Origin of the sequence: Chromatium okenii (assembly GCF_002958735.1) — a bacterium.
GTDB lineage: Bacteria > Pseudomonadota > Gammaproteobacteria > Chromatiales > Chromatiaceae > Chromatium > Chromatium okenii_A.
This window is the reverse complement of the sequence record NZ_PPGH01000018.1, coordinates 80558-96662: the sequence shown is the minus strand read 5'-3', so window position 1 is coordinate 96662 and position 16105 is coordinate 80558. Positions and strand designations below refer to the sequence as shown.

Annotated in this window: 16 protein-coding genes and 3 pseudogenes; 9 read left to right on the top strand and 10 right to left on the bottom strand. The window is 52.6% G+C overall.

Annotated elements, in window-relative coordinates:
* Positions 1–2: 2 nt before the first annotated feature.
* The 6 genes from fmt to CXB77_RS03515 all read left to right on the top strand — a co-directional run bounded on the left by fmt (position 3) and on the right by CXB77_RS03515 (position 7173).
* Positions 3–959, top strand: a complete 957-nt coding sequence (gene fmt / locus CXB77_RS03540; protein ID WP_172452523.1) for a methionyl-tRNA formyltransferase — start codon at positions 3–5, stop codon at positions 957–959.
* Positions 952–2292, top strand: coding sequence for a 16S rRNA (cytosine(967)-C(5))-methyltransferase RsmB (gene rsmB, locus CXB77_RS03535; protein ID WP_105072811.1), 1341 nt, complete (start codon positions 952–954; stop codon positions 2290–2292). The genes fmt and rsmB overlap by 8 nt, the downstream gene beginning before the upstream one ends.
* Positions 2289–2870: a DUF4390 domain-containing protein gene (locus tag CXB77_RS03530; protein WP_105072810.1), complete on the top strand. Its 582-nt coding sequence runs from the start codon at positions 2289–2291 to the stop codon at positions 2868–2870. Before rsmB ends, CXB77_RS03530 begins: the two co-directional genes overlap by 4 nt.
* The gene (locus CXB77_RS03525; protein WP_105072809.1) at positions 2825–5050 is read left to right on the top strand and encodes a sensor histidine kinase; all 2226 of its coding nucleotides are present in this window, start codon (positions 2825–2827) and stop codon (positions 5048–5050) included. The genes CXB77_RS03530 and CXB77_RS03525 overlap by 46 nt, the downstream gene beginning before the upstream one ends.
* Positions 5051–5074: 24 nt before the next feature.
* Entirely contained in the window at positions 5075–6442 is a 1368-nt protein-coding gene (locus CXB77_RS03520) for a sigma-54-dependent transcriptional regulator (protein ID WP_105072808.1), read from the top strand.
* A gap of 299 nt (positions 6443–6741) precedes the next feature.
* Positions 6742–7173 carry an FUN14 domain-containing protein gene (locus CXB77_RS03515; protein ID WP_105072807.1) on the top strand — a complete coding sequence of 144 codons (432 nt, stop codon included), beginning with the start codon at positions 6742–6744 and terminating at the stop codon, positions 7171–7173.
* A 97-nt stretch (positions 7174–7270) separates the two neighbouring features.
* On the opposite strand, the gene CXB77_RS03510 is transcribed toward CXB77_RS03515, so the two are convergent.
* From CXB77_RS03510 to CXB77_RS24375, 6 genes and pseudogenes are all read right to left on the bottom strand, one after another.
* Positions 7271–7690 carry a hypothetical protein gene (locus CXB77_RS03510; RefSeq protein WP_105072806.1) on the bottom strand — a complete coding sequence of 140 codons (420 nt, stop codon included), beginning with the start codon at positions 7688–7690 and terminating at the stop codon, positions 7271–7273.
* The gene (locus CXB77_RS03505; protein WP_105072805.1) at positions 7687–8220 is read right to left on the bottom strand and encodes a hypothetical protein; all 534 of its coding nucleotides are present in this window, start codon (positions 8218–8220) and stop codon (positions 7687–7689) included. The genes CXB77_RS03510 and CXB77_RS03505 overlap by 4 nt, the downstream gene beginning before the upstream one ends.
* Before the next feature lie 3 nt (positions 8221–8223).
* Positions 8224–8679, bottom strand: coding sequence for a hypothetical protein (locus CXB77_RS03500; RefSeq protein WP_105072804.1), 456 nt, complete (start codon positions 8677–8679; stop codon positions 8224–8226).
* Between the two features lie 99 nt (positions 8680–8778).
* Positions 8779–9852 (bottom strand): tRNA pseudouridine(13) synthase TruD, encoded by a 1074-nt coding sequence (gene truD, locus CXB77_RS03495; RefSeq protein ID WP_105072803.1) that lies wholly within the window; start codon positions 9850–9852, stop codon positions 8779–8781.
* Positions 9849–10323: pseudogene (ispF, locus tag CXB77_RS03490) on the bottom strand (2-C-methyl-D-erythritol 2,4-cyclodiphosphate synthase). The gene truD and the pseudogene ispF overlap by 4 nt, the downstream one beginning before the upstream one ends.
* Positions 10317–11299: pseudogene (locus tag CXB77_RS24375) on the bottom strand (lysophospholipid acyltransferase family protein). The pseudogenes ispF and CXB77_RS24375 overlap by 7 nt, the downstream one beginning before the upstream one ends.
* A 94-nt stretch (positions 11300–11393) precedes the next feature.
* Here CXB77_RS24375 and CXB77_RS03480 point away from each other — a divergent pair.
* Positions 11394–11822 carry a rhodanese-like domain-containing protein gene (locus CXB77_RS03480; protein ID WP_105072802.1) on the top strand — a complete coding sequence of 143 codons (429 nt, stop codon included), beginning with the start codon at positions 11394–11396 and terminating at the stop codon, positions 11820–11822.
* 6 nt (positions 11823–11828) lie between these two features.
* On the opposite strand, the gene CXB77_RS03475 is transcribed toward CXB77_RS03480, so the two are convergent.
* From CXB77_RS03475 to CXB77_RS24370, 4 genes and pseudogenes are all read right to left on the bottom strand, one after another.
* Complete coding sequence (locus CXB77_RS03475) at positions 11829–12308, bottom strand: Rrf2 family transcriptional regulator (RefSeq protein WP_105072801.1); 480 nt, start codon at positions 12306–12308, stop codon at positions 11829–11831.
* A gap of 175 nt (positions 12309–12483) precedes the next feature.
* Positions 12484–12999: an RNA-guided endonuclease InsQ/TnpB family protein gene (locus CXB77_RS21000; RefSeq protein ID WP_242445396.1), complete on the bottom strand. Its 516-nt coding sequence runs from the start codon at positions 12997–12999 to the stop codon at positions 12484–12486.
* An 11-nt stretch (positions 13000–13010) separates the two neighbouring features.
* On the bottom strand, positions 13011–13586 hold the full coding sequence (locus tag CXB77_RS20995) for an RNA-guided endonuclease InsQ/TnpB family protein (RefSeq protein WP_242445395.1): 576 nt from the start codon (positions 13584–13586) through the stop codon (positions 13011–13013).
* A gap of 48 nt (positions 13587–13634) precedes the next feature.
* Positions 13635–13798: pseudogene (locus CXB77_RS24370) on the bottom strand (IS607 family transposase); the annotation flags it as partial.
* 347 nt (positions 13799–14145) lie between these two features.
* Between CXB77_RS24370 and CXB77_RS03465 the strand changes: the two are divergent.
* Together CXB77_RS03465 and CXB77_RS03460 are read left to right on the top strand one after the other, a co-directional pair.
* Positions 14146–14940, top strand: a complete 795-nt coding sequence (locus CXB77_RS03465; RefSeq protein WP_105072800.1) for a hypothetical protein — start codon at positions 14146–14148, stop codon at positions 14938–14940.
* Positions 14941–14985: 45 nt separating this feature from the next.
* Complete coding sequence (locus tag CXB77_RS03460) at positions 14986–16050, top strand: hypothetical protein (RefSeq protein WP_105072799.1); 1065 nt, start codon at positions 14986–14988, stop codon at positions 16048–16050.
* The last annotated feature ends 55 nt before the right edge of the window (positions 16051–16105 follow it).

Sequence of the window (16105 nt, the reverse complement as noted above, 5' to 3'; positions counted from 1 at the left end):
AAATGGCAGCGGCAGTGCGTGAGCAGCGGATTATTTTTGCCGGAACGCCGGAGTTTGCGGCGCACTGCCTCACCGCGCTGATTGACGCTGGCTTAAATGTGGTCGCCGTGTACACCCAGCCGGATCGGCTCGCGGGGCGCGGACAAAAGCTCCAGATGAGTCCGGTCAAGCAATTGGCGCAAACCCACGCGCTGCCGGTATTTCAGCCAGAGAGCTTGAAAAAAGACGCTGCTGCGGTGGCGCAACTGCGCGATTTGAATGCAGATTTGATGATCGTGGTGGCTTACGGGCTGCTGCTGCCGGTGACGGTATTGGAAGCGCCTCGGCTGGGCTGCATCAACGTTCATGCTTCATTGCTCCCACGCTGGCGCGGCGCTGCACCGATTCAACGCGTCGTGCTCGCGGGCGATGCCGAAAGTGGCGTGTGCATCATGCGAATGGAAGCTGGTTTAGACACCGGCCCGGTCTATCACCGCGTCGTCACGCCGCTGCAACCGAATGAAACTGGCGGCAGTCTGCATAATCGGCTGGCGGTGCTCGGGGCGCAGGCGTTGCTGGAGGCGCTGCCCGGCGTGTGTGACGGCTCGCGCCAGCCCGAAATTCAGAATAATGCGCTGGCAACCTACGCGCACAAGTTGACCAAAGACGAAGCGCGGATTGACTGGACACAACCTGCGCCGTTGATTGAGCGCCAGATTCGCGCCTTCAATCCGTGGCCAGTCGCACACACCACGCTTGATGACGCGCCGTTGCGGATTTGGGAAGCAGAAGCGGACGCAGCGTTATTCCCGCTTTCCGTTCCACCCGGAACCGTCATTTCCGCCGATAAAACCGGCATTTGCGTTGCCACTGGCGACGGTGTGCTGCGCATCACGCGCCTGCAACCCTCCGGTAAAAAGCCGATGACTGCTGCCGATTACCGCAACGCCCGTCAGGTAGACGGAGTGCGTTTTGGTTAAATCTTCTGCTGCATCCACCGCACCCGCTGGCGTGATCGCTCGACTTGCCGCAGCGCAGGCGCTGTATCGCGTACGGTCGCAAGGGCAATCGTTGACGCGAGTGCTCGCCCGTCCACATCCGGCACTGCCTGTTAGCGAGCAGGCGCTGGTGCAGGAAATGGTTTACGGCGCATTGCGGGTGTTGCCGCGCTTGGACGCACTGCTGAAACGCCTGCTCAACCGCCCGCTCAAACCGTCCGATCACGATGTAGAAGCCTTGATTTTGATCGGCTTATATCAACTCCTCGCCATGAATACCGCCGCTCATGCTGCCGTTTCAGTGACGGTGGAAGCCTGCCGTTTGCTCGGTAAACCGGCGCTGGCAGCACTGGTCAACGCGCTGTTGCGACGGTTTTTGCGCGAGCGTGAGACGTTGTTGACGGAGATCGAATTGGAGCCGGCGGCGCGATGGTTATTTCCAGACTGGTTGCTGGCGCGAGTGCAAACCGATTGGCCAGCCGATTGGGAACAGATCATCGACGCCAGCAATGCACGACCACCAATGGCGTTGCGGATCAATCGGTTGTGCATCGCGCCAGCGGATTATTTGGCGCAATTGACTGCTGCTGACATCGCCGCGCAGCACATTCCAGACTGTGACGCTGGCGTACTTTTGGAACAGCCGCGCCCCACCCGTGATTTGCCCGGATTTGCCGAGGGCTGGGTTTCGGTACAAGACAGCGGGGCGCAATTGGCCGCGCAGTGGTTGGACGCCCAGCCCGGACACCGAGTGCTGGATGCTTGCGCCGCGCCCGGGGGCAAAACGGCAGCGATGCTGGAACGTGCGGATAATGCGTTGAATTTAATCGCCATTGACAGCGATGCGACGCGGCTGGCGACGGTCAACACGACGCTGGCGCGACTCGGTTTGACCGCGCAGGTGTTGGTTGCGGATGCGGCAGCGCCAGCGGGCGAGTGGTGCGCCCAGCCGTTTGAACGCATTTTGTTGGATGTACCCTGCTCGGGAACTGGCGTGATTCGTCGTCATCCTGACATCAAATGGCTGCGGCGCGAGCGCGATATTCCGGCGCTGTGTGCGACGCAGGCGCAGATGTTGGATGCGATTTGGCCATTGCTGGCGCGGGGCGGACGGCTGCTGTATGCGACCTGCTCGCTGCTTGCGGCGGAAAATCAGCAGCAAATTGCGGCGTTTCTCGCCCGCACCGCCGATGCGCGTGAACTGCCGTTACCGACTGCTGCCGGACACGCGCTGCTGCACGGTCGGCAGTGGTTGCCGACGACCGGTGGCAGCGATGGGTTTTATTACGCTCTGCTGGAACGGGTCGCTCCATGAAAGCGACAGCGCGACGCTGGCCGCTGGCGCTGAGTCTGTTATTGACGCTGCTGTCGTCGAGCTTGGTCTTTACGCCAGCTTGGGCGGATGAAGATTTCATCATCCGCGAGCCGGTGATTCGAGTGGAAAACGGGGCATATTTTCTGGACACCGCAATTGATGCCCATTTCAGTAATGCCGCGCTGGAGGCGCTCGATCACGGCGTCCCGCTGACGATTGTGGCGCATGTTCAGGTGCGCCGCAGCAGCGCGTGGCTGTGGGAAAATGTCTTATTGGATCAGCAGTTACGCACGGTGATTCGCTATAAACCGCTGTCTGATGGCTACGAAGTTTATCGGCTGCCCGGTCATCATGGGCGCAGTTTTGTTACCCGCGATGCGGCGTTGCGGGCGCTGGGTGAAATCAGCAATCTCCAACTTTTACATCAAGATAAGTTGGACGCAAAAGACGATTACGAAGTGCAGATCAAGGTGTTTCTCGACATCGAAGAACTGCCGTTACCGCTGCGTCCGATGGCTTATCTCAAACCATCATGGCAACTTTCCAGCGGGTGGCATTCGTGGCCATTACGCCGCTGAAACGCCTGCGCGAACTGGGTTTGAACGGCATTTTGCCCGTCGCCATTCTCAATATCGCGCTGTTTATCGTGTTGGTGCTGATGCGCAACGCGGTCGAAAATTCCGAAACGCTCAGTCGTGCCTTTGTTCCGCTGCTATTTTTGGTGTTAACCGGATTGGCAGTGCTGGCGCTGCTGGTCGGCGTCAACATCGTGCGCTTGGTGCGGCGTCATCGGCAGCAGGCAGCAGGATCGCGGTTGACGGCGCGGATCGTCATTTTATTCGCACTGATTTCGCTGCTGCCGGTCGCAGTGGTCTATTACTTTTCGCTGGGCTTTCTGCTGCGCGGCATTGATAGCTGGTTTGACGTGAAAATTGGTCGGGCGATGCAGGACGCGCTGCTGCTCAATCAGGCGTCGCTTGATCTCAATCAACGGGTGCTGGGCAAATACACCGAGCAGTTGCTGGCGGGCATTGAAGACCGTTCCGCAACCGCAATTGCATTAAGTCTCAATAGTTTACGCCGTAAAGCTGGCGCGATTGAACTCACCGTTTACGGTCCCGGCGGTGTGGTGCTGGGCACGGCGAATGAAGACCCCACGCAGTTAGTGCCCAATCACGTCGAATACGAAATTCAACAAAATCTCCGCAACGGTGGCACTTACGTCGGATTAGAAAGCGGCGTCAGTGAAGAACTGGTGGTGCGGGCGCTGGTGGAAGACCCTCGCGGTCGTGAAATGCGAATGCAGGCGATTTTTCCGACTTCGGCGCGAATTACTGAACTGTCAACCCAGTTGGAAGACGCCTATAACCGTTACACCGAGCTGGCGTATCTGCGCCAATCGCTCAAACTTAGTTTTTCCCTCACGCTGTCGCTGGTGCTGCTGTTTGGACTGATGGCGGCGCTGATTGCGGCATTTCACACTGCTCGCCGGTTGGTTGCGCCGATTGCCGACATTGCGCGAGGAACCCAAGCTATCGCGGCTGGCGATTACGAGCAGCAGATTCCGCTGTCGCGCCATGATGACGAGTTGACCTTTTTGGTCGCGTCGTTCAACGCGATGTCGCGCCGCATCACCCGCGCCCGCGATGATGCTGCTCGCAGTAAACAAGCCGTTGAAACCCAACGTAATTATTTGGAAACGGTGCTGGGACGCTTGTCGTCAGGCGTCGTCGCTTTCGACGAAGCACAGCAGTTGCGCACTGCTAATCCCGCAGCTCGCACGATTTTGGCGTTGACCTTTGCGGAGGATGGCGGCGTCAGTCTCGCGCAAATGGTGGATCAGCAACCGGAACTGCTGCCGTGGATTGAAACCGTCCGTCACCAGCTCGCAGTCGGAAAAACGTGGCGGGCGGAGGTGGTGTTGCAGCGCAGCGAGGGCAATCAAACGCTGCTGTGTCGCGGTAGTCCGCTGCCAGTGCCCGATTCAGAGCAACGCGGACATGTCGTTGTTTTCGATGATATTACGTCGCTGATTACCGCCCAGCGCAACGCAGCTTGGGGCGAAGTAGCACGGCGGCTGGCGCATGAAATCAAGAATCCGTTGACGCCGATCCAATTGTCTGCCGAGCGGCTGCGCCACAAGTTGCTGGCGAAGGCAGATGAAGCAGATGCGCGAATTATCGACCGCGCCACCAGTACGATCATCGCGCAGGTGGAGGCGATGAAGGCGATGGTGAATGATTTTTCGGATTACGCCAAAACGCCGCGCATTCAGCCGCAGCCGCTGATATTCGACCAACTCACGCAGGAAGTCCTTGATTTATATCGCAGTGCTGGAACGCCGGCGCTGCACATCAGCCTGAATGCGTCCGAGGTGCAGGTGCGCGGCGATCCGCTACGGTTGCGCCAGTTGCTGCATAACCTGATTAAAAATGCGCAGGAGGCACTCGATCAACGCACCGATACGCACATCATCGTCACGACGACAGTGCTCGATGAAATCCCCGTTGGGCAAAGGGGAGAAACGTGGTTGCAGTTGACGGTAGAAGACAATGGCGCAGGTTTTGACGCGCAGTTGTTGGAACGGTTGTTTGAGCCTTACGTCACCACCAAAACCAAAGGTACCGGCTTGGGTCTGGCAATCGTTAAGAAGATTGTCGAGGAACACGGCGGTATGATTACACTTGAAAATACCGGCGCGGGTGCCTTAGTGCGGGTGCAATTCCCGATTTGGCAAGCTGCCGCGCCAGCGGTCTAAAGATTCAGCACAAGACACAAAGACATGAGCGCAACCCATATTTTGGTAGTGGACGATGAGCCGGATATTCGCGGCTTGGTGCAGGAAATTCTCGAAGATGAGGGCTATGTCGTCGCCATTGCGGAAAATGGCGAAACGGCACGTCATGCGCTGCGCGAGCGGCGACCAGACTTGATTTTGCTCGACATTTGGATGCCTGACATCGACGGCATCACGCTGTTGAAAGAGTGGGCGGAAGAGGACGAGCTGCCGTGTCCGGTGATTATGATGTCTGGTCATGGCACGGTGGAGACGGCGGTGGAGGCGACCCGGCTCGGCGCGTATGACTTTTTAGAAAAGCCGCTGTCGATGGCGAAATTGCTGCTGACGGTGGAGCGGGCGCTGGAAGCCGACAAATTGCAGCAGGAAAACATCGGCTTAAAACGCCGCACGCCGCAGGTGCATGAACCCGTTGGGCGCAGCGCCGCGATGCAGCGGCTGCGCGAACAGGTCAAGCGCATCGCCCAGCACGATACTTGGGTGCTGATCATGGGCGAGGCCGGCAGCGGGCGCGAGACTTTCGCCCGTTATCTGCACTCGCAAAGTGCGCGGCGGGATCGTCCGTTTGTGGATTTGAGCGTGTCGGCGTTGAATGGCGACAACGCAGCGCGAGAATTGTTTGGCACTGAAGACGGCGAGCACACCCATTACGGCAGTTTGGAAAAAGCGGCGGGCGGAACCTTGCTGCTGGATGAAGTTGCGGATATGGAATTGGATGCGCAATTAAAACTGCTGGGCGCATTGGATAGCGGCTCATTTTTGCGGGTTGGCGGCAATGAACCGGTGCGGATTGATGTGCGCATTGTGGCGGTGACGCAGCGCAATTTAGAAGATGAAGTCCGCGCTGGGCGTTTTCGTGAAGATTTGTTTTATCATCTCAACGTCGTGCCGTTATCAATTCCGTCATTGCACGAACACGCCGAAGATGTGTCTGATTTGCTGAACTTTTATCTGGATTATTTTTCCACCCACGAAAAGCTGGCGTATCGCCGTTTTAGCGTCGGCGCTCAGAATTTTCTGCGCAATTACGGTTGGCCGGGCAATGTGCGCGAATTAAAAAATCTGGTGCAGCGGGTATTGATTTTGGGAACCGGCGACGAAATCGGTCAGAAAGAAGTGGAAATTGCACTGGGTGCACCGCCGCTGGTGCAAACGCAGGTATTGGAAGGCTTGGTGTCTTTTGATCAACCGCTGCGCGATGCGCGGGAGCAATTTGAGAAAGCTTATCTCGATTATCAACTAGAAAAACATGTCGGGAATGTCAGCAAGATGGCGAAAGAGGCGGGCATGGAACGCACGCATCTGTATCGCAAATTGCGCTCGCTGGGGATTGAAATTAAAGAACGGCGTTGAATTAAATCCCCCAACCCCTTTTTTCAAAGGGGGCTTTTTTGTCCCTTGGTTTCAAACAAAAAAGCCAGCGTGATGCTGGCTTTTTTATTATGTCTGCATGAATTAAAATGCTAGCATTGCTGTTAAGGCGTCATGATTAGTAGAATAGAATTGCTCCAATATGGTTAGTAAGTTTTTTCTTACTAATCGAGTCGTTCCACTCAACATTAAGGAAGAAAGCGAGATTGGCGACCTGACCGTGCTTCGCACGGGGCTCTGCCTCCCCGCCCTGAACGGCAGGGTTTCTCGCAGAAATTTCAATGAAACTTTCCACCACGATCATCCGCACCATTCCGCTGGGACTGTTGACCAGCGCCAGCAGCTTCGCATCGACGCTGTTGCCCGACCACGAAGCAGCGAACCCCGATCTGGCCAGCCGCGCCGGTGAACTGTTTAACACCGGCTTTTTTCTCACGCTCGGCTTCTCGTTTATGGTCGGAATGGCGATGGGCTTTGCGTTAAAAGTCGCGTTCAAAATCGCGCTACTGTTGATGGGATTGATACTGCTCGGCGTTTTTGGTCTGCAATATGCCGGTTTGGTCGAAATCAACTGGGTCAGCATCGAAGGGCATTACGACGGATGGGCGGCGTGGTTGAGCGCCGCTGGCGGCGCTTTTTTAGGCTTTGTTGGCAACAATCTCACCAGCGGCGCGTCATTTCTGGCGGGGCTGGCGCTGGGTTTGAAGTTTTAACTGTCCATTCAAGCAGATGGCAGCGCCGCTGCTGCCGTCTCCTGCCAATCTACCAATTCACGCAACACCGCAGTGGCATACGCGCCAGCCGGCAATGCTATTCACCCGTATTAGCAGTAAGGAATAAGGACTTTTCAAGTGATGCGAAAAAGTCTTGATAGTGCTTCGGGTCTTCGATCGGCGTTACATTAAATTGCGCATTTGCACGAACCAACACGCGGTCAATGCCTTTAGCTCTAACCGAAACTGTGATTTTAATTTGATGCCCATCAAGTTTTGTTCCGCTAACACTTCCTAGCATCAAGTCAGCTCGGTCAATTACAAAACCGAGATCCTGAAGTGTAGAAATGATTGCTCGCAAGACTTTTTCCTTATCTGGCGTTTCAAATATGCGCGACTGATAACTGCGTTTTTGCAGTTGTGTCTCGTCCCCTGAATCCAACACTCGCTGATTTGTAGTGGCGCAACCGCCGATCAGTGAAAGACATACTAAAGTTATAGGAAGCAGGAATTTCATATTTTATGCGCCTCAAGGAAAACTGCTTTTGAAACTCTCTCATAGAAATCTTGGTAGAGCTCTGTTTCGCTTAGAGTTTGAGCAATTACTGTATTGTCTGTTCGCCGCACGAGGCGTTGAAACGTTACACGAACAAAGTGACTATCAGCCATTGACTTACCGTTGCTGTCGTTAACAGGGCGAACTACAAGTGCCACACGAATTGTTTGGTCTTTACTGATTGCCATCGCACCACCGCCTAAAAGGGCGACCATGATTGCTGCTGCAACTTCACCGCCATTGGTGGCATCGCGCTGTTTGCTTGCAGTTAGAACTCCAAGCTTGGTTTCTGAGTTTTCAAGATTAAACCCAAGGTCTTGAAGCACATTTGCACTTGACGTAATTAAATCAGCTTCTTTGATGCCGTCATAGCGACGGGTTTCTAACTGCCTTTGCTGCAATAACTCAGGCGTGACAACGAAAGTGTTCAGCGGAACCGTTACGCATCCTGCAAGGAATAGTGCGCCAACCATAATTGGTAGCTTTTTCATTTTTTAGAACCTTGATGTGTGATAAGCAAAATCACGGACTTTTCCTTCTTTATCAAATTTGATAATGACGGTTAGCGTACGCTGACTTGTTGAAGAAGCACCTGCTGAATAGCTGCCACCAACACCGACGCCACCTGCGGCATCCCCGCCAAAGCCAAGGATTAGAGCATTGATACCGCTGCTATTAGACGAATACGCACGGTCGGTAGCGATCTTATCGTATATCCAGACTTCCCGGCGCTCTTCGTCAGTAGATACGATATTAGGGGAACCAAGTGCTTGGGCAACATCAGCCCCATTCATGCCAACACGTATTTCTTTTTGTACCTTACCAATAGTCATTCGATCCATCGAATTGTCTTGAACGTCTGCCCTATGGAAGGCTGCAGACTGACATCCACTGAGTAAAGCTATGGTCAGTAGTGGCGCTAAAAAATGACTGCTTCGTTTATTGAGCATTTTTGTATCTCATTTTGTAAAAAACAATTGATCAATAGTGTCACAAACCGCAAGGTAAAAAAGCAATGCAATCCTATTGATCAGAGCACTACTGTCCATTCAAGCAGATGGCAGCGCCGCCGCTGCCGTCTCCTGCCAATCCACCAGCTCACGCAACACGGCTGTGGCATACGCGCCAGCCGGCAATTCAAACCGCAGCGTCAGCGTTTCCGCTGCCAATTCCCCGCTTAATTCCGCCACCCGAACCCGCAATGCTCGCCGCTCCTGCACTAAATCGTGCGCAGCCAAACCGCTCAACCAACTCGGAAATTCAGCGGCGATCTGTTCTTCCAACGTCCGCACTGCGCCGCGAGTCGGCAACACGCCCACGCCCCACAACGGCCCAGTCGGATGCACATCCATTTGTGCGCATCGCGCCAGCAGCGTTGCGTCTATTTCGTCGATGCTGAAATGCGAATGCGTGCCCGCGAGTTGCAAACAGTCGCCGGGCTGCACTTGATCCCAATCATCGCGGCGCACTCGTTCCGCCAGCACCGCGTTGAAAATCTGCGATCGCGCCGCAGAAAGCCACAGACTGCGCTGATGCCGGGACACGCGCCCGGCAGTTCCTTCAAACAGCGCGTGGGCGCGGCGCAGATTGCCGTCCGCGTGACCAAAGCGTTGTTCACCAAAATAATTCGGAATGCCGCGTTGCCGAATCGCGTCAAGTCGCAGCGCCAGCGCCGCTGCATCCGCCGTGCACTCACGCAGCACAATCTGAAAACGGTTGCCAGACAACGCGCCGCGTCGGAGTTTGCGACGATGGCGATGCACGGCGAGCACTTCGATTCCATCCGCTGCCAGCAACGTCCAATCGGGCTGCGCCTCACGCGGACGCGGCACGGAAAACCACTGAGTCGTCACCGCGTGACGATCTTTCAGCCCGGCATAACCAATCGCCGAAACCGGCGCACCGACCAACGTCGCCAGCCGCCGTGCGACCCATTCGGTATTGGTAGCGGTTTTGCGCACCCACAGCAGCAGATGCTCGCCGTCGTCATCCGGCACAAAACCCAGTTGCTCTTCCACTTGAAAATCAGCCGGTTGCACTCGCAACGTGCCTCGCCCCAGCGGTGCGCCGTGACTGCGCGGCAAATCAGCAACCGACGTCCAATGCGGTAGCAGTGCGCTCATGCCGATTCCGTCAACAGCACGACTGCAGATGCAGCAATGCCTTCGCCGCGCCCAGTGAAACCCATGTGCTCCATCGTGGTTGCTTTGACATTCACCCGCGCCAGCGCACAGCCAAGATCGGTGGCGAGGATTTCGCACATCGCCGAAATGTGCGGTGCGAGCTTGGGCTGCTGGGCGATGATCGTCATGTCGGCGTTGTGTACGGCGAGTCCGCGCTCGCGCAAACTCCATCACGCGCTGCAGCAAAATCCGGCTGTCAATGCCGGCAAATGCTTGATCGGTATCAGGAAAATGATGACCGATGTCACCCAGCCCCGCCGCGCCGAGTAGCGCATCGCACAGCGCGTGAATCAGCACATCGCCATCAGAATGGGCAATGAGCCCCTGCTCATGCGGAATATCCAATCCGCCCAGAATCAACCGGCGTCCCGGCGCAAAACGATGGGCATCAAAGCCCTGTCCAATCAACATGATGCAATCTCCAAAGCAATCAAAAAATCGTTAAAGACGAACATTTCCCCCCTTAGCAAAAGGGGGTTAGGGATTTTGGTATAAATCTTCGCTGCGCCCGCCGGACGCCGCCGAAAGCGTTTGTATGGCCACAGATATTGTTCGGGACAGGTCATCACGCATTGCTCAATTCCGCGATTGAGCGCAGCGGCAGCTTCAATATCATCGGCGCTATCAATGCCCGCCGGCGCAGGTAAACAGTGCAACCGAAAACCGCTGTCATTTGCCAGCCGTTCGGCAAACAGAAAAATCACCGGCGCTCCGGTGCGGCGAGCGAGGCGATTCACCAGCAACATCGTGAACGCGGGAATCCCAAAAAACGGCGCAAATACCGCACCTTTATCGGCTTTCGGCTCTTGATCCGGCAGGATGCCGACCGCCTCGCCGCGCTCCAACGCCTGCACCAAAACCCGAATTCCTTTCGCAGTGATCGGCGCTAATTCAGCGCCGCTGCGCCCGCGTGCTTCACGATCATCGCGTCAAGATAGTGTTGCGGTTTATAAAAAATCGCGGTCGGCCCCTGCGCTGCCAGATATAACCCCGCCAATTCCCACGCGCCCAAATGCGGCGAAAGCACGATCAAGCCTTGACCGGGCTGGCGCTGCAACCATTCTGCGCCGCGCACTTCGCGCACCAGCGCCAGCACTTGATCGAGCGGGCGTCGCCACAGATATGCAATCTCAAAGTAGGTTTTACCGAACTCGCGCAGATTGCGATTGCGCAGTTCAAGCTGCTGCTGACGGCTGAGATGCGGCAAACATAATGCGATGTTAATCAACGCATTGCGGCGCTGGCGGTTTGGCCACCATTGCACCAGCAACCCGACTGCTGCGCCGAGCCGATGCAGCAGCGCCAGCGGCAGTCGCGCCAGCAACCGGACAAGCTGTTGCGCCAGCCGCTCTTTAATGACCGCTGTGAACGAACGTTTAGCGTTCAGCGATGGTTTTGCCACGACAAATTCCTCAACACAATTGCGATGACCACGACTGAATCCTAAGATCAAACGCCCATCTCTTTCAGGATTATCTCAAATGAACGCTGACCTTCCGCACAGCCTGACGCCACACGCAGCATGGGAAATGCTCAACTCCAATCCGCAAGCGATTTTGGTCGATATTCGTTCATCAATGGAATTTCTGTTCGTCGGTCATCCACAAGGCGCGATTCATGTTGCGTGGATTGACGAACCGGATTGGACGATTAACCCGAATTTTGTGACTGAAATCAGGCAGTTGATTCTCGGCGGCGTGTCCTCCGCTGAAGGCGTTAGCAGCACGCCAATTATCCTCATTTGTCGCAGCGGCAAGCGTTCGCTCGATGCTGGGCAGGCGCTGCTCCGCGACGGGCTGCGGATGGTGTATCACATTGATGAAGGATTTGAAGGAGAGCGCGATGAGCAGCATCACCGCAGCAGTGTCGGCGGCTGGCGCTTTCATGGATTGCCATGGGAACAATGCTGAGGCGGTTTAACGTCTCGTGCGCGGCGTAAAACCCAATTGCACATTAACAGTGGTGCAAGGCGTCAGCGGAGGTGCTTTATCTTGTTCGTGCTGATCGATCAACTGCTGCAGGCTGATGGCGCTGAGATAAACCGCGATGTGATTGCTCAACTCATGCCACAAACGATGAGTCAAGCACGGACCGTCATGTTGGCAATCGCAAGCACCGCCGCAGCGCGTGGTGTCGAGATTTTCATCAACGGCAAAAATCACTTCAGCAACCGAAATCTCCGCTGCTGCGCGGGCGAGGCGATAACCACCACCGGGACCGCGCACACTGCTTACCAACGCGCTGCGGCGTAATTTGGCAAACAACTGTTCCAAATAAGACAGCGATAATCCTTGGCGCTGGGCGATGTCAGCCAAGGCAATTGATCCCTGTTGTTGATGGGTCGCCAAATCCAGCATGGCAGTCACGGCGTAGCGACCTTTAGTCGTTAATCTCATGTGAATTTTTAACCCAGTTCATCCATCAAGTGGCGGGAAAGTGTAACAGTATCAAACCGCTACTAAATATCTAACAAAATCTATACAAAAGGGTACAAATCTAGATTTGATATATTCACACCGTCAACGCAAAAGCCATGATGAAACGATGGTCTAACTTTGCTCTGGTGTGCATTTAAGGTCTGGCTGTAAGCGTGTCCAGACCGTATTGATTTAGATTGAGCGCGGCGTTCAAATCTCTATCCGCGCTAAATCCACACGCGCAGTTAAAAATTCTATCTACCAGCGTTAAATCTGTTTTGATTTTTCCACAACAGGAACATGTTTTACTGCTGGGAAAAAATCGATTTGCGATAACAATGACACAATTTCTCAATTTAGCCTTGTATTCAATCATCTGCCGTAAATAACCAAAACCAGCATCGCTGATAGCGCGACTGAGTTTTCGATTTTTTAACATGCCTTTAACGTTTAAATCTTCAATCGTAATCACGTCAAAGTTTTTAGTCAGATAATCCGACAATTCATGCAACAAGGCTTGTCGTTGTCGTGCAATACGAAAATGAAGTTTTACAATTGCCAGCTTGGCTTTCGCTCGACGGTTTGAATTCTTCACTTTCTTGGTTAAATTGCGTTGAAGTTTTGCCAACTTTTTCAAACTGGCTTTCAACTTTTGATTGGCAAAAAACACTTTACCTGTGCTTAAAACGGCAAGTGATTTGATACCAAAATCAACCCAACTGAGTGTTGGCGATCAACATCGTGGGGATTGTAGTCTTCTGTTTCAACTAAAATTGCAGCAAAATACTTTCCAGCGCGTTTAGAAATCGTGACTTGTTTTGCGATGCCTTGAAAACGTAACGGTTGACGCAGTTCAATTTTAGTTTTGAGTTTTTCAATCCGCAATTCACAACCGATAACATCAAATTTAGCCGATTCACGCAACGCAAAACTATCACGCAAATCTTTCTTTTTGAAGCGTGGAAAACCTGCTTTTTGTTTGGCTTTGACGCGCCTAAAAAAGTGCTTAAAGGCGGTATCTAAGTCATCAATTGCATTGCGGGTAACACGGCTTGAAACTTCGTTGTACCAGTCAAATTCTTTACGAAGTACGTTAATGTAATGCTGATATGCTTCGTTTTTTGACCACTTATTTTCTGGTTTTGAAAAATGCGCCAATAATTGATTATAGCAATGGCGTTTGGAGCCACAGGCTTTATCCAAATACACCATCTGTTCAGGTGTGGGGCGCAATTCAATTTTGTGTGCCAGTAACATGGTTTCTAATCTCAATCAACACATCTAAAATTTATTCAACGTAGCCTGCAAATCTTCTTTTTGGTCGTAACTTAAAACGCGAGCGTAACACACCGTATTTCACCTACGTTCATCAATTCAGCAACGCTGTAGTAACGTGTTCCACTTGGCGTTTTTCGCGTTGGGACTCATTCGCCCGACGCTTCCCATCGACGCAATGTATTTACACACATTTCCAAAATTTTTGCCGCTTCACCTATCTTTACTAATTTTTTCCATAAGTATAGATTTTATTAGATATGTATAGATTATTGCAAGCTGTTACTTACCTCAATTTTCTTGATTAACGGCTTAGAGACCACTGATCTCAGCCGTTTTTTTGTAGTCGATTGCGATTTGTCAATGCAGAATGGTCAGAATGCTGGATTAGCCTTGGGGGGAATAATTAGCCCGCGTTAACTCGCAACAAACAATCATTTTGCATGAATGATTAGGAGCAGAGTATGTCAGTTCACCAACAGGAACTTAGCGCCCAACTCATTGATTTTTGGCAGCGACGTGCTCGTCTTAACGAAGCAGAATGGAACAACTTTTATCACCTTATTTTTCACGTACTGCGTGGAAATGTTTACAAATAATCAACACTTTGCCTAATGAAAGCGATGATTATATCAATGATTTTATTTTTGATAAGGTTTACATCACTGCGAATAGTTACAGCCAGATTTATCACACAGGAGCATTAGTTAGTTTTTACCGTAATTATCTGATTGACAAGCAACGTGCTTTGAAAAATGTGTTTGATCCAATTTATTTTAGTGATCAAGATGGCAATGAAACCGATCAAGCACAGCAATACCAAGATCAAAAATCGTTTGATGATTTCATTGCTAATCATGATGAAAAAGATCAAGAATTGCTCTTAAATCTGCTAGAATTAGAAGTGAAAACCGGGCGCATTGCCCCAGATTTAGTACAAGCATTTCATAAAAATTTGGCGATTGATTTAGACCAGATTACCATTGCGGCTCAGGATTTTCTGCAAGCAAAGAAGCAGTGGAAAAAACTCAATAAACATCTGTGGTGGATTCATTTGTATCTCACTAAACATTTCTGCGCAACTGGCGATGACTATTCATCTTTATTTGAATTATCAAAATGTTATCCCATGCCTTCATATTATTCTCGCATCGTCAATTTTGGTCTCCACGTTCCCAAACATAATGATGCAGCAATGCGCAGTTTTCATTCTAGTTATTGCGGTGAATGGTTAACGAGCTTGGGAATCACTATTGATGCAGAACATCGTTTTGAAATTAGAATTGCATTGAAAATTCTCTGTCTAGTCGCGTTACATCAGCAGGCGATGGTTTAACTTTGATCGCCTCAACGCTTATCATCGTTTCGCACGGAGAGCCTCATGCCGCAATTCTTTTCTCAATTGAGTATTATTCAATCGAATATCTTTCCAGAACCGTTTAGTGACGCGCCTGAAGTTGATGCGACATTTAACGATGACAATGACGACGATGTGTTGCCAATGCCGGTATTTCTTGCTGAAGCGATTGCCGCTCGCATTTCCGCCGCTGCGCAGCATGGCAATTTAACGCCACGCCCCGGATTGATTGTGCGCATGGATTCGCCAGTGCACGGCAATGCGCAACCGCTGGCGGTGTTGCTCACAGAGCCAATTAAATCAAAATGTTGGCGCGGTTATCTGTGCGCTCATGAAACTGATTACGCCAGCGCCGCCGATCTGGTGCTGGAGCTGTGCGACGCGCCCTGCGATCCGTTGGTCGCCATGGTGCAGTGTTGGAATCCAGCGCAATGTGATCCGCACGAAGCACAGGCAGCGTTGGGCGAACTCGCACCGCAGCGATTGGTGGCAGTGCACGATCTTGCAGCGGAATACTGCGCGGGCGAATCGCTCGACATTGCGCCGAAACCCGGCAGTTTGGTGCAGCGCGTCACGCACAGCGGTCAACTCGTGCTCACTGGCACACCGTTCGGCAGCGATAACGACCTGCGCTATCAATATCAAGCGATCTATCGAAACGCAGCGGCGGTGCGCTTATCCGCAGCACAATTGGTAATAACGCCCGCAATGTCATCGTGGTTGGAACGAATGGGTGACGGTTTACGCGCCGCAGCGCAACAATGGCATCTGCAATTAGAACCCGTGCTACAGCCGATACGCGACGGTGCTGCGCTGGAACCCGTAACGCAGTGGCAAATAGGCAACTGGTTGAATTTGCAAATTATTCCTATTCCCAGTGGCGATGCGCTGCAACTTCATGCCGTTTGGCAAATCGTGACGCCGATCGTATTGGAATTAATCGTTGCGAATGGTCTGGTGCGCCAGCGTTATCAACTTAATGCACAATGCCCAATCGTGAATGTATTTATTAGCATGAAAGAACAACTTACATTACGGATTTATGCTGTAACCGAGCATCTATTATTTGAAGCACCATTTCCTGAATAATTGTCAGCAATTCATCCGTGTTAGCACGGATTAATTGCGATTAGAATGACCTTTT

Coding starts and splice junctions, on each gene's coding strand:
- fmt (WP_172452523.1), top strand. CDS start 3: ATGGCAGCGGCAGTGCGTGAGCAGCGGATTATTTTTGCCGGAACGCCG.
- CXB77_RS03530 (WP_105072810.1), top strand. CDS start 2,289: ATGAAAGCGACAGCGCGACGCTGGCCGCTGGCGCTGAGTCTGTTATTG.
- CXB77_RS03525 (WP_105072809.1), top strand. CDS start 2,825: ATGGCAACTTTCCAGCGGGTGGCATTCGTGGCCATTACGCCGCTGAAA.
- CXB77_RS03520 (WP_105072808.1), top strand. CDS start 5,075: ATGAGCGCAACCCATATTTTGGTAGTGGACGATGAGCCGGATATTCGC.
- CXB77_RS03515 (WP_105072807.1), top strand. CDS start 6,742: ATGAAACTTTCCACCACGATCATCCGCACCATTCCGCTGGGACTGTTG.
- CXB77_RS03510 (WP_105072806.1), bottom strand. CDS start 7,690: ATGAAATTCCTGCTTCCTATAACTTTAGTATGTCTTTCACTGATCGGC.
- CXB77_RS03505 (WP_105072805.1), bottom strand. CDS start 8,220: ATGAAAAAGCTACCAATTATGGTTGGCGCACTATTCCTTGCAGGATGC.
- CXB77_RS03500 (WP_105072804.1), bottom strand. CDS start 8,679: ATGCTCAATAAACGAAGCAGTCATTTTTTAGCGCCACTACTGACCATA.
- truD (WP_105072803.1), bottom strand. CDS start 9,852: ATGAGCGCACTGCTACCGCATTGGACGTCGGTTGCTGATTTGCCGCGC.
- CXB77_RS03480 (WP_105072802.1), top strand. CDS start 11,394: ATGAACGCTGACCTTCCGCACAGCCTGACGCCACACGCAGCATGGGAA.
- CXB77_RS03475 (WP_105072801.1), bottom strand. CDS start 12,308: ATGAGATTAACGACTAAAGGTCGCTACGCCGTGACTGCCATGCTGGAT.
- CXB77_RS20995 (WP_242445395.1), bottom strand. CDS start 13,586: ATGTTACTGGCACACAAAATTGAATTGCGCCCCACACCTGAACAGATG.
- CXB77_RS03465 (WP_105072800.1), top strand. CDS start 14,146: ATGGAACAACTTTTATCACCTTATTTTTCACGTACTGCGTGGAAATGT.
- CXB77_RS03460 (WP_105072799.1), top strand. CDS start 14,986: ATGCCGCAATTCTTTTCTCAATTGAGTATTATTCAATCGAATATCTTT.